This is a genomic window from Rufibacter aurantiacus, assembly GCF_017916345.1.
Lineage (GTDB): Bacteria > Bacteroidota > Bacteroidia > Cytophagales > Hymenobacteraceae > Nibribacter > Nibribacter roseolus.
The window spans coordinates 1,289,973-1,311,502 of record NZ_JAFMSV010000001.1; the positions used below are offsets into that span (position 1 = coordinate 1,289,973).

The 21,530-nt window shown below is 51.5% G+C and carries 20 protein-coding genes; 5 read left to right on the top strand and 15 right to left on the bottom strand.

From position 1 onward, the window contains the following. Positions 1-18: 18 nt before the first annotated feature. From J3P34_RS05265 to J3P34_RS05330, 14 genes are all read right to left on the bottom strand, one after another. Entirely contained in the window at positions 19-1,467 is a 1,449-nt protein-coding gene (locus J3P34_RS05265; protein ID WP_210486793.1) for a complex I subunit 4 family protein, read from the bottom strand. An 11-nt stretch (positions 1,468-1,478) separates the two neighbouring features. Then, positions 1,479-3,434, bottom strand: coding sequence for an NADH-quinone oxidoreductase subunit L (gene nuoL / locus J3P34_RS05270; RefSeq protein WP_210486794.1), 1,956 nt, complete (start codon positions 3,432-3,434; stop codon positions 1,479-1,481). Positions 3,435-3,492: 58 nt separating this feature from the next. After that, positions 3,493-3,822 (bottom strand): NADH-quinone oxidoreductase subunit NuoK, encoded by a 330-nt coding sequence (nuoK, locus tag J3P34_RS05275; RefSeq protein WP_210486796.1) that lies wholly within the window; start codon positions 3,820-3,822, stop codon positions 3,493-3,495. A gap of 301 nt (positions 3,823-4,123) precedes the next feature. Continuing rightward, positions 4,124-4,639, bottom strand: coding sequence for an NADH-quinone oxidoreductase subunit J family protein (locus J3P34_RS05280; RefSeq protein ID WP_210486798.1), 516 nt, complete (start codon positions 4,637-4,639; stop codon positions 4,124-4,126). A gap of 33 nt (positions 4,640-4,672) precedes the next feature. Next, entirely contained in the window at positions 4,673-5,134 is a 462-nt protein-coding gene (locus tag J3P34_RS05285) for a NuoI/complex I 23 kDa subunit family protein (protein ID WP_210466728.1), read from the bottom strand. Positions 5,135-5,242: 108 nt separating this feature from the next. Further along, positions 5,243-6,298 carry an NADH-quinone oxidoreductase subunit NuoH gene (gene nuoH / locus J3P34_RS05290; RefSeq protein ID WP_210486800.1) on the bottom strand — a complete coding sequence of 352 codons (1,056 nt, stop codon included), beginning with the start codon at positions 6,296-6,298 and terminating at the stop codon, positions 5,243-5,245. After that, positions 6,298-7,302 (bottom strand): NADH-quinone oxidoreductase subunit G, encoded by a 1,005-nt coding sequence (locus J3P34_RS05295; protein ID WP_210466730.1) that lies wholly within the window; start codon positions 7,300-7,302, stop codon positions 6,298-6,300. Before J3P34_RS05295 ends, nuoH begins: the two co-directional genes overlap by 1 nt. A 127-nt stretch (positions 7,303-7,429) precedes the next feature. Next, positions 7,430-7,861, bottom strand: coding sequence for a hypothetical protein (locus tag J3P34_RS05300; RefSeq protein WP_210486802.1), 432 nt, complete (start codon positions 7,859-7,861; stop codon positions 7,430-7,432). A 99-nt stretch (positions 7,862-7,960) separates the two neighbouring features. Then, on the bottom strand, positions 7,961-9,304 hold the full coding sequence (gene nuoF, locus J3P34_RS05305) for an NADH-quinone oxidoreductase subunit NuoF (protein ID WP_210486804.1): 1,344 nt from the start codon (positions 9,302-9,304) through the stop codon (positions 7,961-7,963). Continuing rightward, positions 9,286-9,825 (bottom strand): NADH-quinone oxidoreductase subunit NuoE family protein, encoded by a 540-nt coding sequence (locus J3P34_RS05310; protein ID WP_210466731.1) that lies wholly within the window; start codon positions 9,823-9,825, stop codon positions 9,286-9,288. The genes nuoF and J3P34_RS05310 overlap by 19 nt, the downstream gene beginning before the upstream one ends. Before the next feature lie 70 nt (positions 9,826-9,895). Then, a complete protein-coding gene (gene nuoD / locus J3P34_RS05315) occupies positions 9,896-11,110 on the bottom strand; it encodes an NADH dehydrogenase (quinone) subunit D (protein WP_210486806.1) in 1,215 nt (404 codons plus the stop codon). A gap of 72 nt (positions 11,111-11,182) precedes the next feature. Continuing rightward, positions 11,183-11,689 (bottom strand): NADH-quinone oxidoreductase subunit C, encoded by a 507-nt coding sequence (locus J3P34_RS05320; RefSeq protein ID WP_210466733.1) that lies wholly within the window; start codon positions 11,687-11,689, stop codon positions 11,183-11,185. Positions 11,690-11,692: 3 nt separating this feature from the next. Next, positions 11,693-12,247: an NADH-quinone oxidoreductase subunit B gene (locus tag J3P34_RS05325; protein WP_062543819.1), complete on the bottom strand. Its 555-nt coding sequence runs from the start codon at positions 12,245-12,247 to the stop codon at positions 11,693-11,695. 104 nt (positions 12,248-12,351) lie between these two features. Further along, a complete protein-coding gene (locus tag J3P34_RS05330) occupies positions 12,352-12,735 on the bottom strand; it encodes an NADH-quinone oxidoreductase subunit A (RefSeq protein ID WP_210466734.1) in 384 nt (127 codons plus the stop codon). Positions 12,736-13,183: 448 nt separating this feature from the next. Between J3P34_RS05330 and J3P34_RS05335 the strand changes: the two genes are divergently transcribed. The 5 genes from J3P34_RS05335 to J3P34_RS05355 all read left to right on the top strand — a co-directional run bounded on the left by J3P34_RS05335 (position 13,184) and on the right by J3P34_RS05355 (position 19,076). Next, positions 13,184-13,735: a hypothetical protein gene (locus J3P34_RS05335; RefSeq protein ID WP_210466735.1), complete on the top strand. Its 552-nt coding sequence runs from the start codon at positions 13,184-13,186 to the stop codon at positions 13,733-13,735. A gap of 142 nt (positions 13,736-13,877) precedes the next feature. Beyond that, the gene (locus J3P34_RS05340) at positions 13,878-14,324 is read left to right on the top strand and encodes a nucleoside deaminase (protein ID WP_317195414.1); all 447 of its coding nucleotides are present in this window, start codon (positions 13,878-13,880) and stop codon (positions 14,322-14,324) included. Between the two features lie 77 nt (positions 14,325-14,401). Further along, positions 14,402-15,013 (top strand): superoxide dismutase, encoded by a 612-nt coding sequence (locus J3P34_RS05345; RefSeq protein WP_210466736.1) that lies wholly within the window; start codon positions 14,402-14,404, stop codon positions 15,011-15,013. Positions 15,014-15,394: 381 nt separating this feature from the next. Next, the gene (locus J3P34_RS05350; protein ID WP_246853541.1) at positions 15,395-17,842 is read left to right on the top strand and encodes a DUF2339 domain-containing protein; all 2,448 of its coding nucleotides are present in this window, start codon (positions 15,395-15,397) and stop codon (positions 17,840-17,842) included. Next, the gene (locus J3P34_RS05355) at positions 17,832-19,076 is read left to right on the top strand and encodes a hypothetical protein (protein ID WP_210486808.1); all 1,245 of its coding nucleotides are present in this window, start codon (positions 17,832-17,834) and stop codon (positions 19,074-19,076) included. The genes J3P34_RS05350 and J3P34_RS05355 overlap by 11 nt, the downstream gene beginning before the upstream one ends. 154 nt (positions 19,077-19,230) lie before the next feature. On the opposite strand, the gene J3P34_RS05360 is transcribed toward J3P34_RS05355, so the two are convergent. Next, the gene (locus tag J3P34_RS05360) at positions 19,231-21,366 is read right to left on the bottom strand and encodes a M48 family metalloprotease (protein ID WP_210486810.1); all 2,136 of its coding nucleotides are present in this window, start codon (positions 21,364-21,366) and stop codon (positions 19,231-19,233) included. Between the last annotated feature and the right edge of the window lie 164 nt (positions 21,367-21,530).

The following is a 21,530-nucleotide window of genomic DNA, read 5'->3' on the forward strand; positions in this document are numbered from 1 at the left end:
TTTTAAAAAGCGTCAGGGTTAGCGTTTAATCACGTCCAGTAGTTTCAGAACGGCAGGCTCAGAAATCATTAAGAACGTGTTCGGGTGCAAGCCAATCCAGAACACCATCACTACCAACGGCACCAACACGGCTTTCTCGTTGAAGGTCAAATCGATGAAGCCTTGGGTGATTTCGTTTTTCTCGCCAAACATCACGCGTTGGAACATCCGCAGCATATATACGGCTCCTAAAATGATGGTCAATCCGGCAACAGCGCCCATCCAAGCATTGTATTGGTACACGCCCATCAGCAACAAGAACTCGCCCACAAACCCGTTGGTCAACGGAAGCGCTACGGTACCTAACAATAGCACCAGGAACGTCACCGACAAGAACGGCGTGTTCTGCGTGATACCTCCCATAGCGGCAATCTCGCGGGTACCGGTGCGGCTCTGGATAATGTCAATGATGAAGAACATACCCACCACGTTCACGCCGTGGCTCAGCATCTGAATCATGGCACCCTGTAAACCGTGGTGGTTCAGGGTGAACAAACCAGCGGCAATCAAACCAACGTGCGAGATAGAGGAGAACGCCACCAGACGTTTCATGTCCTGCTGACGGATGGCGATGATGGCGCCGTAGATAATCCCGATGATGGCTAACACCAATACTACGTTCGCCCATTGGCTAACACCTAATGGAACCACTGGCAGTAACCAGCGCAAGGCACCGTAGATACCCATTTTCAGCATGATACCAGATAAAAGCATGGTACCGGCGGCCGGAGCCGTGGTGTAAGTATCGGGCTGCCAGGTATGGAACGGGAACACCGGCATCTTAATGGCGAAGGCGATGAACAGGAACCAGAACAACCAGCTTTGGGTACCAGCATCCAGCACTAATTGGTAGAAAGCTACTTCCTCAGAGCTGTGCGTGCCCGGCGTCTGGAAATACAGATACACAAACGCAGCCAGCATGAACAAAGAACCGAAAACGGTGTAGATAAAGAACTTGAAGGTAACCCGCACGCGATTCTCCCCGCCCCACATACCAGCGATGAAGTAAATAGGAATAAGCGCTACCTCCCAGAAGAAGTAGAACACAAACGCATCCAGCGCGGTGAAAACGCCCAATAAACCCGTTTGCATGAACAGGATGAGCGCGTAGAAAGAAGAAGGCTTCTCGTAGGTGTGCTTGGCCGTAGACAAAATAATCAACGGAATCAGGAACACGGTCAAAAGCACCATGAGTAAGCTGATGCCGTCAATGCCAACTTTGAACATGATGCCGGCATTGGCAATCCAGGGTTCATTGAGCAGGAATTGGGTACTTCCGTTAGGCACGAAGTTAATCCAGGCCCATACACCCAGCACCAGTTCCACCAAAGCAGCCCCGAAAGCGATTTTCCGGGCGCCGTCTCCTTTTACCAACAGTACCAGCAGTGCGGCCAACGCAGGCCATAAGATTATTAAAGCGGTTAACATGTTTGGCAGTATCAGATAATAAAGTTCAGCAATAAGATTAACGCGATGCCCAGCACCATCAGGAGCAGGTAAGACCCGGTGGCGCCGCTCTGCACAAAGCGCAGCGAACGACCTCCGCCTAACGTGGCTTTCCCGAACCCGTTCACAATCGGGTCAATGATGCCTTTCTCCACGAAGCGGTACAGCCCGGTAGACAAGCCCATCACTGGTTTCACAAACAGACCGTTGTAGAGTTCATCCACGTAGTATTTGTTGTACACCAGTTTGTGCAGCGGCGACAAGGCAGCACCTTCCTCGGCGGGAACGGTTCTTTTCTTACCGTAGATGAAGTACGCTAGGATGATAGCAACCACAGCCACGGCTACAGATACGGCCATCAAGGTGTATTCTAGCTCATGCGACAGGTGATTCTCAGCAAAAGCACTAGGAACGGCTCTTCTGGCCAGCTCATACACCGGCGACAGGAAGTTACCCAATGAGTGATTTTCGCTGAAAACAGGCGGTAAACCCATGAACCCACCAATGGTAGAAAGAATGGCCAGAATAATCAACGGAATGGTCATCACGGCAGGGGACTCGTGCAGGTGGTGGCGCTGCTCCTCGGTGCCCCGGAAGTTTCCGTAGAACGCCAGGTACAGCAAACGGAACATGTAGAAAGCCGTCATGAACGAGGTCAACAGACCGAACGCCCACATCACTTTGCTGTGCACAAACACGTGCGCCAGCAGCTCGTCTTTAGAGAAGAAACCGGCAAACGGCGGAATACCGGAAATGGCCAGTGTTCCGATTAAGAAGGTGATAAACGTAATTGGTAAAGCTTTTTTCAGACCACCCATTTTACGTAAATCCTGCTCGCCGCTCATGGCGTGAATCACGCTACCCGCACCCAAGAAAAGAAGGGCTTTGAAGAACGCGTGCGTTAATACGTGGAACAGCGAAGATGAGTACGCCATCACGCCCAAGGCCAGGAACATATAGCCTAACTGGCTCACCGTAGAGTAAGCCAATACTTTTTTGATGTCGTTTTGGAAAAGACCGATGGTAGCGGCGAACAACGCGGTAGCCAAACCAATGATGGCCACAATCTCCAAAGTATCTGGAGCCAGCGTGTACAACACGTTGGAACGGATGACCATGTAAATACCAGCGGTCACCATGGTAGCGGCGTGGATAAGGGCAGATACTGGAGTTGGACCGGCCATCGCGTCTGGCAGCCAGGTGTAGAGCGGCAACTGCGCTGATTTACCCATCGCGCCCACAAACAGCAACAGGGTAATGGCAACCACCACGCCGTCGTTCACCTCGCTCAGTTGAGAAGCTTGGTTGAATACTTCGCCATACACTACGCTGCCGTAGGTCTGGAAAATAAGGAAGATACCTAGTAAGAAACCTAAGTCCCCGATGCGGTTGATGATGAATGCTTTCTTCGCGGCATTGTTGTACGGAGTGACCTTGTTCCAGAACCCGATGAGCAGGTACGAGCAAAGCCCTACGCCTTCCCAACCCACGAACATCATCACGTAGTTAGACCCCATCACCAGCAGGAGCATGGAGAACACGAACAGGTTCAGGAAAGAGAAGAATTTACCGAAGTTCTCGTCATGGCTCATGTAGCCCGCCGAGTAAATGTGAATCACTGAACCCACGCCCGTTACCAACAGCAGCATGATGAGCGATAACTGGTCAATCTGGAAGGAAAATGGAATGCGCAGGGCACCCACGTGAATCCAGTTGAAGATGTCTGTGGTGTACGGACGGTTGCCGTAGCCTTCAAACCCGAAAAACAGGTAAAGTGACAGCAGGAATGAACCTATGACGGTGGCACAACCCACCAGTCCCGCCAGCCCTTTCGGCAATTTCCGGTTACCCAAACCGTTAATCAGGAACCCGATTAGCGGCAGGAGCGGAATCAGCAAACACACCCAGGTCATCTCAGCGTTGTTTGCCGGCAAAATAAATTCTTGCATTTGTTAAAACGTAAATGGAACGGTATTCTTTAGAGATTCAGCAGAGCGGCAAACCGCTTTACCATTTCAGCTTGTTCAGGATGTTGATGTCGGTGGAGCGCACGTTCCGGTAAATCATCACAATAATGGCCAAACCCACGGCCACCTCGGCGGCAGCCACCGCCATGATGAAAAACACGAAAATCTGCCCGTTGGGGTCTGAGCGATAAGACGAGAAAGCCGTCAGCAACAGGTTCACTGAATTGAGCATCAACTCAATGCACATAAAGATAATGATGGCGTTGCGGCGGGTGAGTACCCCAATAATCCCGATACAGAAAAGAGCGGTGCTGAAATACAGGTAATAGTTCAGCGGAATGGTCCTTATGACCTCAGGAATTTCGTTCATGCTTTATAATCGTTCTTGAAAACGGCTTTGGCTTTGCTGTGACAACAGCGGCCAAAGTTATTCCCATTTTTTGGTAATACCATATAAAATGCCACCCTCTGCAGTGTAGCCCGTGTTCTTATCTTAGTGTTTTGAGGCCGTTTTTAGAAAAGCGGCCTTAAAACAGATGCCTATTTGCCAGCACTGCATTTCTATTTTAAGCCTGTTTTCTAAAAAGGAGGCTCTAAACGAAATTCAGGAGCAGCGACAATAAAAAAGGACAACGTGGATAGCTGTCCTTTTTCAGCCTCTTGAAAGAGACTTAGAATCTATTTTGCTCGCCCGGCTCACGCTTGCCCAGCATCACCGCGCCGGCCATAGCCGCCAGGAACAGAACTGATGCCAACTCAAACGGCAACAGGTAATCTCTGAAAAGCACTTTCCCCAGGTTCTCCACCATGCCAATCTGCGAATCAAACACAGCGGTAGCTTTCATTTGGGTATTCACGTCCTTCAAGGCGGCAATCATCACCACAAACAGGATACCCCCGGCAATGGCCGCGGCAATCTTGCTCAGCAAAGGCTTGTGCTGCTCGGTGTCTTCGCGCATGTTCAGGAACATAATCACGAAGAGGAACAACACCATGATGGCGCCCATGTACACAATAAAGTTTACCGCCGCCAGGAACTGGGCATTCAAAAGAATGTAGTGCCCAGTTAAGGCGAAGAACGTCAGAATCATGAACAAAACGCTGTACACCGGGTTTTTAGAGGCAACTACCCCAATGGCCGCGAACAGCGTTAAGAAAGTGAGAAAGTAAAAGAAATTACCCGTCATAGTTAGGAATGATAAATAGCGCGTGGCTGCGGATTATTGGTTTTGAATAGGCATGGGCTCTACCAGACGGTCTTTGCCGTAGATGAACTCATCGCGCTCGTAGCGGGCCGGAGCCACTTTGTCGTTCTGCAGGAAGATGGCCGCTTTAGGGCAGGCTTCTTCGCACAGGCCGCAGAAAATGCAACGCAACATGTTAATCTCGTAGCTAATCGCATATTTCTCCTCGCGGTACAGATGCTCCTCGCCCCGCTTGCGCTCACCGGCTACCATGGTAATGGCCTCAGCCGGACAAGCCACTGCGCACAGACCGCAGGCCGTGCAACGCTCTCTGCCTTTCTCGTCACGCTTTAACACGTGCAAACCACGCCACACCGCACTCATCGGGCGGGTTTCTTCTGGGTATTTAATGGTCGCCTTCTTCTTGAAGAAGTGACGCATGGTGATAGACAAACCCTGGAAAATTGCCGGGAGATACATTCTCTCGGAAAAATTCATGGGTTTCTTCTCCAGCTTTTTCGCTCTATTACTAAGTGATTGCATGTCTCTTATACTCTTTAAAAGATGGGCAGAGGAGCGTAAACTCCTCTCCTACTCATAGGGTGCTTAGAACAACTCTGCTTTTAACAGAATGGCTCCGCCGGTGATAATCACGTTGGCGATGGACAACGGAATCAAGATTTTCCAGCCTAGGTTCATCAACTGGTCATAGCGGAAACGCGGCAAGGTCCAGCGTACCCACATGAAGAAGAAGATGAAGAAGAAGATTTTAGCGAACAACACTACCGTTCCCAGGATGGTCACCACGTTGTGCGGCAAACCTAACTGGTTCATGAACGGGAAGTTGTACCCGCCAAAATAAAGGGTAGCCATTACCGCCGAGGCCACGAAGATGTTCACGTACTCTGCGAACAGGTACAAGCCCATGCCCATGGAGCTATACTCGGTGTGGTACCCACCTACCAGTTCGGTCTCGCACTCCGGTAAGTCAAAAGGCACGCGGTTGGTCTCGGCGAAGGCACAGATAATGAAAATCAGGAAGCCTACCGGCTGATAGAAGATGTTCCAGTTCAACCCAGATACCCCAAACAGCTCTTGTCCTTGCTGCGCCGCGATGTCACGCATTGAAAGCGTACCGGTTACCAGCAACAAGGCAATGATAGACATACCCATGGCCAGTTCGTAGCTGATGTTCTGTGAAGCCGCCCGGATAGCGCCTAACAAGGAAAACTTGTTATTGGAAGCCCAACCGCCAATCATGATGCCGTACACTCCCAAAGCCACAATCCCGAACACGTATAGAATCCCGATGTTCACCTCAATAGCCTGTAAGTGAATAGCCTCACCGCCAATGATTAAGGTACCGCCAAACGGAATCACCGCGCTGGACATACAGGCCGTTAACATAGCCAGCGAAGGACCGGCAATGAACAGGAACTTGTTCGCGTTAGCCGGCACAAACTCTTCTTTGAAGAACAGTTTCACCGCATCTGCCAACGGCTGCGCCAGACCAAACGGACCGGCACGGTTAGGGCCTACACGGTCCTGAATGAAGGCTGCCACTTTTCGCTCAGCGTAGGTGGAGTAAGTGGCAATCAGCAACGTAATACCGAAAACGGCAAAGATGATGAGCCCTTTGATTAATAATAAGGATAGCTCCATTATACTTGTCTTCCTAGGTTAAAAGGAGTGGATTGTAAGTCTTCTTCGGTGGATCCTGGTAAGTTCGGAATCACGTCTACGTTCAGCACCGGTAACTCGTAATGGTTAGCAGAAATCACCGAAGTACGGGCAATCTTGCGCGGTCCTTCAATGGTCCAGTCGTTCGGGTCTTTCTTGTCAAAGCGGCAGGTATTACAGATGAACTCCTGTACCTCGTTGTACTCGTCCTTGCGGGCCGTCACGCGCAGCACGTCGTTACCGCGCATCCACAACACCACTTTACCGGAGCAAGTAGGGCAATCGCGGTGCGCATCTACCGGTTTGGTGAACCACACGCGGTTTTTGAAGCGGAAGGTCTTGTCCGTCAAAGCACCTACCGGGCACACGTCAATGACGTTTCCGGAGAATTCGTTATCGATGATGTTTTCAACGTAGGTTCCAATCTCAGCGGCATCGCCGCGGCCTAACACGCCGTGCACACGCTTCTCGGTTAACTGGTCGGCGGTGTACACGCAACGGTAGCAAAGGATGCAACGCGTCATGTGCAATTGCACCAACGGCCCGATGTCGATTTTATCAAAGGTGCGGCGCTCTTCTTCGTAACGGGTGCCGGACGTGCCGTGCTCGTACGCGAAGTTCTGCAAATCACACTCTCCGGCCTGGTCGCAGATAGGGCAATCCAGTGGGTGATTAATTAACAGCATCTCTACCACGCCTTTGCGGGCGGCCAATACATCTGGGTTGGTCGTGTTTTCCACCACCATGCCGTCTTGTACCGGAGTAATGCAGCTCGCTACCAGTTTAGGCATCGGGCGCGGGTCTTTCGCGGAACCGGCCGCCACCTTCACCATACAGGCGCGGCATTTTCCGCCGGTTCCTTTTAAAGGGGTATAGTAGCACATGGCTGGGGGCACCACCTCGCCGCCGATTTTACGGGCTGCGTTGAGGATGGTAGTTCCTTCCTCTACCTCCACCTCTATGCCATCAAACGTTATTTTTACCATGTTAAATTTATTGTTGATTGCTGGTTGTCAATTGTTTTAACACCCAGCAACAGGCTATTTATATGTATTTCTGTTTGGAGCCGATTTTAAAGAAAACGGCCTCTAAACGGCAATTAATTATTCACTTTTAATTGAAGATCTTCTTCACATTCTCTGCAAAGGCAATCTTTTCAGTTTTAGCGCTGCTTCCCATAAGCTTTTGCCAGAGTGTTCTTGCAGGTTTCTTTTCCGTTATAACTTGGAACAACTTCTGTCCCTTCATATCCTTCGGAAATAAAACCTTTGAATCCCATTGCGTTGAGGCAAACAAGCTTGGAGCAACTTTAAAGTTTAGCTTTTCGCTCAAGATTTCCCAAAAATCATGGTTCTTCACGGCTTCATTTGGAGCTTCATACCATTCATCCTCTTTTTCTGCGAAGACAAAAAAATAATCATCCAGCCAAGGTCCATCTGCCGTGGTGTATTCACCAATGAGTCTAATCTTGTCAATCTCAACCGCCCACTTGTTTGTAGAGGAATGTTCAAATACAAGCTGATTGTCATTGATGAAAAGCTCCATGTGGCACAAGGGCTAACCCTCTTAAAAAGAACTTAGAAGCGACTCCTCTAATGATGTGTTTCAGGCCTGCTTTCTGTAAAACAGGCCTGAAACGGATATTTATGCTAATACAGATTCAGCTTTGTTGAACACCGCACCTGGCGCCGTAGCGGCCTGAGGGTGTTTCACGTGCCACTCAAACTCCTCGCGGAAGTGACGAACCGCTGCCGCAACTGGCCAGGCAGCCGCATCACCCAACGGACAGATGGTATTTCCTTCTATCTGCTTGGCAACACTTACCAATAGGTCGATGTCGTGCATGTGGCCGTGGCCGTGCTCGATGCGGTGCAATACTTTCTCCATCCAACCGGTTCCTTCACGGCACGGGCTGCATTGTCCGCACGACTCGTGGTGGTAGAAACGGGCAAGGGTCCAGGTGTGGCGCACGATACAGGTCTGGTCATCCATCACGAAGAATCCGCCGGAACCCAACATGGTACCTGTGGCGAAACCTCCATCAGACAGCGACTCGTAGGTCATCAATCTATCTTCACCGGCTGCGGTTTTCAGAATCAATTCTTTCGGCAGAATCGGAACGGAAGAACCTCCGGCAATGACTGCTTTCATGTCACGGCCTTTCCAGATACCGCCGCAGTACTCGTCTGAGTAGATGAATTCCTCTACGGGAACACCCAACTCAATCTCGTACACGCCTGGCTTGTTGATGTTACCACCCGCAGAAATCAGTTTGGTACCGGCGCTACGGCCAATCCCGAACTTAGCGTATTCAGCAGCGGTGTTGGTGATAATCCACGGAACAGTAGCAATAGACTCCACGTTGTTCACCACGGTTGGGCAGCCGTAAAGACCCCAAACCGCCGGGAACGGAGGCTTGTTACGCGGGTTCCCGCGCTTACCTTCCAGAGATTCCAGCAACGCTGTTTCTTCACCGCAGATGTACGCCCCCCCGCCTGGGTGCACGTGCAAGTCAAGTGAGTAACCGCTTCCTAAGATGTTCTCGCCCAAGAAGCCATTGGCATATGCTTCAGCAATGGCTTTCTCCAGAATGCGAAGCACATACAATAACTCTCCGCGGATGTAGATATAAGAGGTACGGGCACCCAACGCGTAGCTGGAGGTAATCATTCCCTCAATCAACAGGTGCGGCAGTTTCTCCATCAGATACCGGTCTTTGAAAGTACCAGGCTCTGATTCATCGGCGTTGCAAACTAAATAGCGCGGCTTGCCTTCTGGCTTGGCTAAAAAGCTCCACTTCATCCCGGTAGGGAATCCGGCACCACCCCGTCCTCTCAAGCCCGAGGCTTTCACTTCTTCCACCACTTCCTCAGGGGTCATGGTTTTCAAAGCCTTCTCTACCGAGGCGTAGCCGCCGTGCTTGCGGTACACGTCAAAGGTTTGGATGCCTTCAACGTTGATATGTTCAGTTAATAATTTTCTTCCCATGGTTTCCTTACGGTTAAGGCTTTCAGGTCTTCCAGCATCTGGTCGGCGCTGGCGGCATCCAGGTTTTCGTAGAATTGTTCTCTCACCTGCAACATGGGGCCCGTGCCGCAAGAGGCCAGGCATTCCACAGTCTTCAGGGTGAAGTTTCCGTCGGCAGAGGTCTCGCCCACTTTGCAGCCCAGACGGTTCTCCAGGTGCTCAATGAGTTGGTCAGAACCCCGCAGCATGCAAGGACCCGTGCGGCATACTTCCAGCACGTGCTTGCCTACCGGCTTCAGGTTGAACATGGTATAGAAGGTGGCTACCTCGTATACTTCTATGGGTTGGATGTTCAGGATCTCGGCCACTTTGTCCATTACCTCGGGGCTTACCCAGCCGCCAAACTCCGCTTGCGCGATGTGCAGGATAGGCAAAATGGCTGATTTCTGACGGTCAGCGGGATAATGGGAAAGATAGCGCCGGATTTCGGCCATAGCCCCTTCCGAGAACTGTACTTGATTTACGCTTGCTGTTTGATCCATTTGGTCAATGGTCGGTATATAAAGCTGCCTTGTGGCAGGCTTGGAATAATCTGTTTCTAATAAGAATGGCTTAAGCGTCCAGCTCGCCGGCGATCACGTTCATAGAAGAAAGGATCACGATGGCATCTGACAACTGCGTGCCCACCACCATCTCCGGATAGGCCTGGTAATAGATGAAGCAAGGTCTTCTGAAGTGCAAACGGTACGGCGTGCGGCCTCCGTCAGACACCAGGTAGAAACCAAGTTCGCCGTTTCCGCCTTCCACCGAGTGGTAGACCTCACCAGCCGGAGCGTCAATCTCACCCATTACAATCTTGAAGTGATAGATAAGCGCTTCCATGTTGCGGTACACCTCCTGCTTTGGCGGCAGGTAGAACTCCGGCGCATCAGCGTGGAACGGACCTTCAGGCAGGTTGTCCATGGCTTGCTGAATTATGCGCAAGCTCTGCCAGATTTCCTCGTTACGGACCATGAAACGGTCATAAGTATCTCCCTTGGTACCTACCGGAATCTCAAAATCGAAGTCCTGGTAAGAAGAGTAAGGATTCATGACGCGCACATCGTAATCCACACCCGCAGCACGCAGGTTAGGACCCGTGAAGCCGTAGTTCAAGGCACGCTCAGCAGTGATGGGGCCCACGTTCTCCACCCGGTCAATGAAGATCCGGTTACGGTTGAACATGGTTTCAAACTCACGCATCACTTTCGGGAAATCACGCAGGAAATCTCTGATTTTCTGGATGGCTACCGGAGATAAATCACGCTCCATACCGCCTACTCTACCCATGTTGGTGGTCAAGCGGGCACCGCAGATTTCCTCGTAGATTTCGTAGATTTTCTCTCTTTCCTGGAAAACGTACAAGAAGCCGGTGAAGGCTCCGGTATCCACCCCTAGAATCGAGTTACAAATCAAGTGGTCAGCAATACGGGCCAGTTCCATTACGATTACCCGGATGTACTCGGCACGCTTGGGAACGGTCACGCCCAACAGCTTCTCCACTGTCATCCACCAGCCCATGTTGTTGATGGGCGAGGAGCAGTAGTTCATGCGGTCGGTGAGCGGGGTAATCTGGTAGAAGTTACGGCGCTCCGCGATTTTCTCGAAGGCGCGGTGAATGTACCCAATTGTCGGCACGCCAGACACAATCTTCTCGCCATCCATTTGCAGGATATTCTGGAAGATGCCGTGCGTGGCGGGGTGCGTAGGTCCTAAATTCAGGGTGGTGAGCTCCTGCATGTAGGAATCTGGGGTAACTATCTGTGTATTCTGTTTGGCTAACTCCATGTGGGAACTTAGTAGTAAGCAGAAACGCCGGCGGCCTTGTCTTGTAAACAAAGCCGTTGGCATTTATAAGGTTTATCTTCCGAAGAAGGTATTAATCTTGTCTTCGCGGGTCTGGTCTTCCAGCGGAAACTCTTTGCGCATAGGAAACGCCTCCATCTCCTCCACATTGAGAATGCGGATAAGGTTGGGGTGCCCTTCAAAGCGGATGCCGTAGAAGTCAAAGGTTTCACGCTCCATCCAGTTGGCGGTGGCGTACAGGTTGGTAGCGGTAGGCACCACGGCATCATCTTCAGGGAAGAAGATTTTGATGCGCAACCGCACGTTGTGCACCAGGCTGTGCAGGTGGTAAATCACGCCTAATTCCTGGCCCTTATTATCTGGGTAATGGATACCGCACATAGTAGTCAGGAACTGGAATTGCAGGAAGGCATCATCATACAAGGCCTGTAGCATAGGGATGATGTTTTCCCGGGTAGTGGTCACGGTCACAAGCCCGTAAGGCTCATGGATATCAAACAACTGGTCGCCAAATTTCTCTTGCAGCGATTGCACCAGCAGTTCGTTGGTTAGTTCGGCCATGCCTTATTTAATGTTGTAAGAAGCCAGTAATGCTTGATATTCCGGGGAGTTCCGGCGGCGGAGCGACTCGTTCTCGGCTAAATCCTGGATACGCATCAAACCATCCAGAATCTGCTCAGGGCGCGGCGGGCAACCGGGCACGTACACGTCTACCGGTACAATGCGGTCAATGCCTTGCAACACGCTGTATGAGTCAAAGATACCACCGCTAGTAGCGCAGGCGCCTACGGCAATCACCCAACGCGGCTCAGCCATCTGCTCATACACCTGTTTCACCACCGGACCCATTTTCTTGGCAATGGTCCCCATCACCATCAGCAAATCGGCCTGGCGGGGCGAGAAGCTTGGGCGCTCAGACCCGAAACGGGAAATATCATAGTGCGAGCCCATGGTAGCCATGTACTCAATACCGCAGCAGGAGGTAGCAAACGGCAACGGCCACAACGAGTGCTTACGGGCCAAGCCTACTACTTTCTCCAGGGAAGTGGCGAAAAAGCCGGTTCCTTCTACCCCTTCTGGGGCGTCTACCATGGTTAAATTGCTATTGTTATCGCTCATGAGTCGTTTTCGCTTGGTTTTCAGAAAATCAGGCCAGAAACCGGCCTCTCTCTGAACACGTTATCGCTTGTAAAAGTTTGCCGCCTTTGCGACGATTATTGACGCTATTCCCACTTGAGAACGCCTTTCCGGATCACGTAGTAGAATCCGGTCAAGAGCAGTCCCATGAACATGAGCATCCAGACGAAGCCATCCAGACCCAAGGCTCTGAAGTTCACGGCCCAAGGATAGAGGAAGATTACTTCCACGTCAAAAAGTACAAACAGGATGGCAATCAGGAAATACTTGATGGAAATTGGGGCACGAGCATCGCCTTTAGATTCAATACCACACTCCCAGGAGGCGTTTTTCACTGCGCTTTTACGTTTTGGGCCAATCAGGTGGGTCACCACCATTGAGAACACCACAAAACCAAGAGCCGCCAAAAATTGAATAACTATTGGAAGATAATCTCCCGGTAAATATTGAGCAGGGGCAGTTGTTTCCATATTATAAAGCTATTTGGTGCAAAAGTAGGCACTTAAACCTAAGATTCAAACTAAAAAGACGTTTGCCTTCTGGTTTGGATTTCTGTTTAAACAAACGAACAATTGTTCTAGTTATTTTGCAAAATCAACGGAACGAAATCGATGTATTTTAAAAAAAACAGAAATAATTAGGGATTCTTGTAATATTTCTTAAAATTCATACACCAATAAGAATGAGTGTTCAGAAGACACTCCCGCAAGCGGAGAAATGCCCCTCCATTTCCCCACTTGCTAAATTTTAAGTAAGTTTTCTTCAACCGATAAATGCCCAGCTACTTTAGTTGGGCTTTTTCCGTTTAGGCGTCACCATAAAAATTGCTTTCTGCCTACCTTTGCGCTCTGCCGGAACTTAACGGCCCAATATTTGCATTCGGCTGTTAGCCATAACCTAGATGCCTTTACCCAGAATATGAATAAAAAATACCTGCTTACGCTGGCCTTACCCCTTTTGCTGCTGCTGGCATTCGCCCCGAAACTCAAAAAAGTGACAGTGGCCAAGAACGTGACGCTGTCTATTCCGCAGAACTTTGAGGTAATGCCAGACGATGGCATTGCGCGCGAGTACCCGGCGGCCCGCAAGCCTCTGGGCGTGTACACCAGCCCGGACGGTAACGTGGACATCAGCGTGAACCAGCGCCCCAGCACTTTCCCTGCCGACGACATCAATATCCTGCTGCCTTTCTACAAGGCCTCCATCCAGCGCATGTTCACCGAGGTGCAGTTTCTGCGCCAGGAGAAACAAACCATTAACGGCCGCGATTTCCTGGTGTATGAGTTTGTCTCCACCATGCGCGATGAGCGCCGGAGCCGCAACATGGCGCCCGTGCGCAAGTACACGCTCATTCAGTACACGTTCCAGAAAGACCAGATGCTCATCTTCAGTTTCAACGCGCCGGTGCAACTGCAGCAGGAATGGCAGGAAACCGCCCGTGCCGTCATGGCCAGCGCCACTGTGAAATAAGATTTCCTGCCTTTAACCGCCGGAAAGCGGATAACTTTATTTCGGGCCTGTTTTGCAGAAAACAGGCCCGAAATGCTTTCTATACAACTAAAGAATCTGGCAGGCAGTAGAAATAGGTTGATTTTTCCTTTAACTTCATCTTGTGTTAAGCATCCATTCAGACGAACATTTCATGCGCGAGGCCTATAAGCAAGCGCAATACGCCCTGGAAGAGGGCGAGATTCCCATTGGCGCGGTAGTGGTGTGCCAGAACAAGATCATCGCGCGCGCCTACAACCAGACCGAGAAACTCAACGACGTAACCGCCCATGCTGAGATGCTGGCTTTCACTGCCGCCGCCAATCACCTGGGCAACAAATATTTGCACGACTGCACCCTCTACGTCACCGTGGAACCCTGCGTCATGTGCGCCGGTGCCAGCTACTGGTCACAGCTCAAACGCATTGTCTACGCCACCGCCGATGAGAAGCGCGGTTATCGCCGCACTGGCGTGAACCTGCTGCACCCCAAGACCGAATTGGTGGCCGGCATCATGGCCCACGAGTGCGCCCAATTGATGACGGACTTTTTCAGGGCGAAAAGAATTTAATCTTAACTTTGGCGCGTTCCGCACAGTATGTATGTAGGAACAACTATTGTAATCTATAACTAAAAACACATAAAACTATGGCATTTGAACTTCCGCAACTTCCGTATGCGTACGATGCGCTAGAGCCGCACATCGACCGTCAGACCATGGAAATCCACCATACCAAGCACCATCAGGCGTACACCACTAACCTGAACAATGCGATCCAGGGCACTGAGAAAGAAAATCAGTCTATTGAGGAGATCCTGCGCGATGCGGCCAAGACACCAGCCGTACGCAACAACGGCGGCGGTTTCTACAACCACAACCTGTTCTGGACCATCCTGGCGCCTAATGGCGGCGGAAACCCAACCGGCCCGGTAGCCGAGGCCATTGACAGAGCCTTCGGTTCTTACGATGCCTTCAAAGAAGAATTCACCAAAGCTGCTACTACCCGTTTCGGGTCTGGCTGGGCCTGGCTTTGCGCCGTGGAAGGCGGTTCTGTTGCCATCTGCTCTACCGCTAACCAAGACAACCCGCTTATGGAAGGTGTTGACTCTTGCGGCGGCGTTCCAATCCTGGGTCTTGACGTGTGGGAGCACGCTTACTACCTGAAATACCAGAACCGCAGACCTGAGTATATCACAGCGTTCTTCAACCTTATCAACTGGGACGAAGTAAACCGTCGTTACGCCCAAGCCAACGGCTAAGCAACTAGATTTTAAATCTGCCGAAAGGGCCTCACTGTTACAGGTGAGGCCTTTTTTGTTTGGAGCAGGATTTTCAAGATTTAAAGGATTTTTCAGGATTGCGTGATTGTTGATTGCGTGATTGTTGATTGCGTGATTGTTGATAGGTGTACAAAATTTAAAATGCTGGCGCGAGTTTTCGAATCGAAGCTACCGCTGGTGGGGCCATGGCTGGAGCGGCCAATAACAAAGAGCTGGTTGAAGAGTGATTCTAAGTCAATTTCAGGAAAACAGGCTCAAAACAAGTTTCTGTGACTTATTTCACTTGGCACCGGTGACTATACTGCTCTTTGTTTCTCAGGATTATATTGTAATATAGAGTCTAGACTATAAGGGGCTTCTATGGAGATATTTCTGCTTTTGGTGTTGGTAGTTCTGGCGCTTTGGTTCGGTTCCAGGGTCTCCAATCATTTGCTGCAACACCGCCGCGACATGCAGGAAGTACGCGAGGAGTTGGCCCGTTTGCGGGAACAGCTCAGCCGCTCCACAGTTCGTCCGTCCATTGATGCCGCCGCCCGCCGCGATGCTGCTATCAAGGCTGCTCCTTCGCCTGAAGAAATTCCAGCGCCTCCCAAGCTTGTACCTCCATCGCCGGTGGTGCCACCTGCGCCAGCACCTGTTGTCTCTCCATCAGAAATCCCAACTTCTGTCCCCAGACCAGAACCGGTGCCGGTGGCGGCCTTCACCGCGGCATCAGAAACTGTCACTTTTCAGGAAAATACCCTTAAAACGCCTTCTTTCTTCTCCCGCAAACTGGACTGGGAGAAGTTCATCGGGGAGAACCTTATCAACAAACTGGGGATTGCAATCCTAGTGCTGGGCATAGGGTTCTTTGTGAAGTATGCAATTGACCAGAATTGGATAAATGAAGTAGGCCGGGTAGCCATTGGGTTGCTGGCCGGTGGAGCGTTGCTGGGCGTGGCGCACCGATTACGGAAAGAGTACAAGGCCTTCAGCTCCGTGCTGATTGGCGGTGGCATGGCCGTGCTGTACTTCACCATTGCCATCGCCTTCCATGAATATCAGATTTTCAGCCAGACGGTGGCCTTTATCTTGATGATGGCCATTACGGGCTTTACCATCTTCCTGTCTATTGCCTATGACCGGATGGAGTTGGCGGTGCTGGCCTTGATTGGCGGGTTCGGGAGTCCGTTTATGGTAAGTACCGGCGAGGGCAATTACATCGTGCTGTTCGTCTTTATCCTGCTGTTGAACGTGGGCATTCTGGTGCTGGCGTATTTCAAGAAGTGGAACCTGCTCAATCTGATTGCCTACGTCTTCACCATCATTCTGTACGGCGGATGGTTCAGCACCAGGGTAGTGGGTGTATCCAACGCTCCGTATGCGGGTGCCCTGGTCTTTGCCACGCTCTTTTACCTGGTATTCTTTTTGATGAACATCATTTACAACGTGAAGGAGCGCCGCCGTTTCACCGGCCCCGAGATTATGATGCTGCTGAGCAACACGTTTTTGTACTACGGGGTAGGCATGTACGTCATGTCACAGGTGGCCGGAGGCAGTTACCGTGGGTTGTTCACTATTCTGCTAGGGCTTTTCAACTTCGTGTTTGCCTATGGGCTCTACCGCAGCAACCGGGTAGACCGCAATTTGGTGTACCTGCTCATTGGCCTTGTATTGACGTTCCTGAGTTTATCGGCGCCTATTCAGCTGGAGGGGAATTACATCACCCTGTTCTGGGCGCTGGAGGCAGTCTTGTTGCTGTGGCTCTCGCAGCGCTCGGGGATTCAGTTGATGAAACATGCCTCGGTGCTGGTGCTGGCCCTGATGCTGGGCAGCCTGAGCATGGATTGGCTGGATTATTCCATCTCCCGCGAAGGTTTGCCCCTGCTACTGAACAAGCTTTTTATTACCGGTTTGGTGGTCATCGCCTCCCTGACCGCAACCTGGCTGCTGCTGGCGCGGGAACAAGCCACAACCACTCCTCTCAGCAGGTTCTACACAATTTACCGAACCCTGGTAGGCCTGGCGCTGGTGCTCTTCCTGTACCTTGTGCTTCTACTGGAACTGCAACACCAACTCACCCATTCTACCCTGAGCGTTGATGTACAGATACAGTTGCTGGGCTTCTTCCATTACCTGTTCCTCTTAGGATTGTTGGGCTGGAGCCAACGTCTGGCCAATCCCGTTTACGGCAGAATCATCATGGGTCTATCCGTAGTTGGTTTGCTGGCGTACCTGACCAATCTGCAGCCATCGGCCAGTTACATTCGCAATGGGTACCTGTTCAACCAAACCGAGACGTTATCAGCGTTCCTTAGTCATTATCTGCCCCTGCTCACGCTGATTGTCTTGTTGGCGGCGGTGCTCAGAAAGGTGCAGCAGCAGTTCGGGTTTGGCAGCAGGCTGGGGAAAATCAGTTTGTGGCTGGCCAGTGCGGCGAGCGTGTTCCTTCTCAGCTTTGAGTTGGTGCATTTGTGGCTGTTGAAGTCGCACCCTACTTCTGCCGAGCTACACAACTCCATGGGCCACATCCGCAAGATTGGTTTTCCCATTTTGTGGGGCGTGATTTCGTTTGTCTTGATGATGGTGGGCATGTCCAGGAAAATCAAGACGCTGCGCATCATCTCGCTTACCTTATTCTTCCTGACCCTGCTCAAGCTCTTCCTGTTTGATGTGCGGGACATGACCGAAGGCGGCAAAATCGCAGCCTTTATCTGCCTGGGCGTGCTGCTGCTGGTCATCTCGTTTATGTACCAGAAGCTCAAAAACCTTATTTTAGAAGGAGAAACCAAGCCTCTGGATTCAAGCCCTGTTCCCCATGAAGAGTAAGCTGCTATACCTTCTTGCCGGATTGTTGCTTTGCTTTCTGCCCGCAGATGCGCAGGATTTTGCCTGGCAGGCTCAGTTGGCGCCTGTCTCCCAACAAGGTTATCACCGCATCCTGCTTTCTCCGCAGGTAACGGGGTATTCTCAACCTAACTTAGAGGACCTGAGGTTGTTCAACCCCGAGGGGCAGGCTGTGCCGTATCTGGTACGCACTGAGGTTCCCCTGCAATACCGCACCTTGTTCAAACCATACCAGATTCTGGCCTATACCCGTCGGCCGGGCGGAGTTTCGGAGCTTTTGGTGCATAATCCGGGAAAACGCAGCATCAACAACATCAGCCTGCAGATTGGCAATGCCGAGGTCCGGAAGCAGGTCTCTTTAAGCGGGAGCGATGACCAGCAGAATTGGTACGTGCTCAAGGAACAGGACCTGTTATACGCCATCCAAAACTCCAAAAACACCGCCGAGGTCAAGTTGCTGGATTTTCCTTTGAGCAATTACCGCTACTTCCGGCTCCAACTCAACGACTCCGTCAGCGCACCGCTCAACATCCTGCAGGCAGGCTACTATGACACCTACTCCGAGGCCGGAAAATACACCCGCATTCCCATCCAATCGTTTACCCGCAGAGACAGCGCCGAAAATCACACCACGTATCTACGCTTGAAGTTCGGGCAGCCGGTGTACCCAGAGCAGGTGGCTTTTTATATCTCGGCACCACAGCTGTACCACCGATCCGGCCAAGTAGTGCTGGGGGACCAGAACGTACACCGGGGGAATCGCCGGAAAAGACGCCGCGCCCTCCGGAATCAAATCTCAGTGCCGCTGTTACTTAGCTCCAATGCACCGGCCGTGCAAGACCTGCCGCGCCAAAAAGTAGAGGAACTGACCATCCAGATTGAGAACGCCGACAATCCGCCTTTGACCATTGACTCGGTGCGGGTGCTGCAACTGAACCGTTACCTGATTGCCGCGCTGAAACCCAGCCAAGTTTATACCCTGAAGTTCGGGAACGAGAAATTGATGCCCCCGGAGTACGACCTGCAGTTTTTCCAGGACAGCATTCCGATGGATATTCCTGCTATTCAGGTACAGAACGTTAAATCCCTTTTACCGGCGAAATCCCAAAAACAGCCCCAAAGCTCCAAGATCCTGATTTGGGCGGCTATCGCTGCGTTGGCTCTTGGCCTGGGTTACATGACGGTACGATTGCTGCGCGATATGGAGAAGAAGTAAATCTGCTTATTTCTGTTTAGGGGCTGATTTTCAAAAAACAGACCCTAAACGTTATCTCACTTTCAATACTAGCCTAAGCAAAAGCTATTTTCTGCTTTATAGCAAGGGCCAGCCCGTTTCAAGGCTGTTTTCAGGAAAACAGCCTTGAAACGGCTTACACCACCAATCCGGCTACCGACTCTTCCTGGCGGATGGGTAATAGGGTGATCTGGAGGGCCAGCGTTTCTTTCTTGAGCTGGAAGCATTTCTCCCAGGCCGTGTTTACGAAGATATCCAGTGTCTCGGTGAGGGAAGAGATGGCCGTGTTGTCAAAGCCTTCCTCTGTGAAGTAGGCATAATCGCTGGCGTTGTAATTCTCCAGTTTGCTTTGCTGGTCTGGAGTAAGGCAGCGGGCAAAGGTGGGGTCCTGGAGCAGGTTCCGCAGCCGTTCCTTCAAAGGTTCTTCCTGCTGTTTCACCTCGCCCATGATGACTTTCGCCTTTTCCACCGACATGTCTGCCTCAAAGACCGGGCGCAGGGTTTCATAGATGCGCTGATAGGATTTAGTGTCTTCTTCGGCTTCCACAGTGGCGACAAACAGATGGCGGTAAGCGGCAGTAAGAGCGACTTTCTTCTCTTCTGTGGGCGCCTGCTGCACAAAGAACTGGTAGACTTGCTTATCCAGGGTGTCAAGCTGCGCCTGCGCTTCCTCCAGTTCTTTCTCCAGGATAGACTGCACGGTTGAGGCCTCCTTGATGCTGAACTTCTGGCCATCGAAGTCAAAGGTCTTGATGTCATGCTCGCCCTGGAGAAGCTGTTTGGAGGTGTGCAGGTCTCTTTCCAGTTGGCTTATTTTCTCCGGAAGCTTGCAGTTGGCCTCGGTGAAAAGGTCCTCGAACCGGAAACTGGGGAGCACGCCGGCCAGGGACTCCGCTACTTCCAGCTCGAAGGCTTTGAGGGTGCGGTCGTCATAGAAACCCTGGTACGCTTTGTCCAGGCTCCGCTCGTTCACCTGCGTAGCTATTTTCTGGGTGAAAGCGGCCAGGTTCAGGGTTTGGGGCGCTTGCTCAAACTTGGCGCGGTCGTAGATTTTATCGGTCATCTGCTGCTGCACCTGCTCCACCCCCCGGAACAGAACCCAGGCTGAATCATGCAAGAGCACGGTGGGGATGTTCAGGGCCAGCAGGTGCGCCTCGCGATCATCAGTGCTGGGGTGCGAGGCCCACTGGTCTTTGATCACCAGCCGGCTCTGGCTGAATCGGGCCAGCGATTGGGCGGTCACCTGCAACAGGCCGTGCGCCATGGGAATATTAAAATCCATAGCGAAGCGGTGCATGAGCTCCCGGTGCTGCGGATACATGTTATCGGCTTTGAGGTTCTCCTGGAGCCAGGCGTTGTACTGGTTGAAGAGCTGCGAGTAACAGATATCAGCGGCTTCAATGCGGCGCAGGCTGGTGATGAGCGGCTCTGACCCCGTCACAAACGCCGCCACCGAATCGGCGTGGAATTCCATCTGCCGCGACAGGCTCATATAGGGTTTGTTCACTACCACGTAGGCTTTCTGCAAGATCCACTGGATGCCCTGCACAATCTTGACGGTGAGCGTGGCAAACAGCGCAAAGTACCAACTGAGCTCAGACCATTTCCGGAGGGTGTTGCCGTAGCCTTCGTTGTCAAAGAGCATGTTGTGGATGGCTTTGTTCACGTTGTACACGTAAGAACCCAGCTTCATGCTGCGTTGGGAAAAGTGCCCGAACTCGTGCGCCAGAATGGCCTTGAACTCCGTGACGTTTACTGAATTCACCAGCCCCAGCCCAATCACCAGGTTCTTCTTCACGGGCAGAAACATGCTCCAGAAGCTGGAATCATAGAATACGGCCGCGTTGACATCATCAGAGAGGTAAATCTTCTTGGGGAACGGCGTCTGGGTTTCCTGGGTAATCTTCCGGACAAAAGAGAACAACTCCGGCTGATCCGCCTCGGTGATTTCCAGCATACCGGACCGGTCCGTCTTGCTGCGTTTGAAGATGAACTTCAGCAGGAAGAACAGCACCATCAGCCCCAGGCCCACTAATCCCAAACCTATCATGAGCGTGAAGAAGGCCGGCTTCAAGAGCACCAGCGCTACCCCCGCGTACCCGCACAGGACCGCCAGCCCTACGGCCGCCGCCATTAGTGCCACATACACCAGCCCAAAAAAGGCAATGGCGCCGGCTACTTTGACAACTTCTTTTTTAAACTCCGCCGAGGGGGCAATCACGCGCTCATCTACGCCCTGGGGCATAGGAGGATAAGGGAAAGAGGGGTTCATGGGGTTAGGTTTCTTTTAGAGACTTAATATAAGAAGAAGCTATTATTCCAGAGTAATCCTCCCTTGATTTCAATATAAAAATTTAAAGAACCCCTGCCCGGCAGGCACATGGCCTAAGTTAGATTGACACCCAAAATGTGGACTGCTGTTTTAGAGCCATTTTC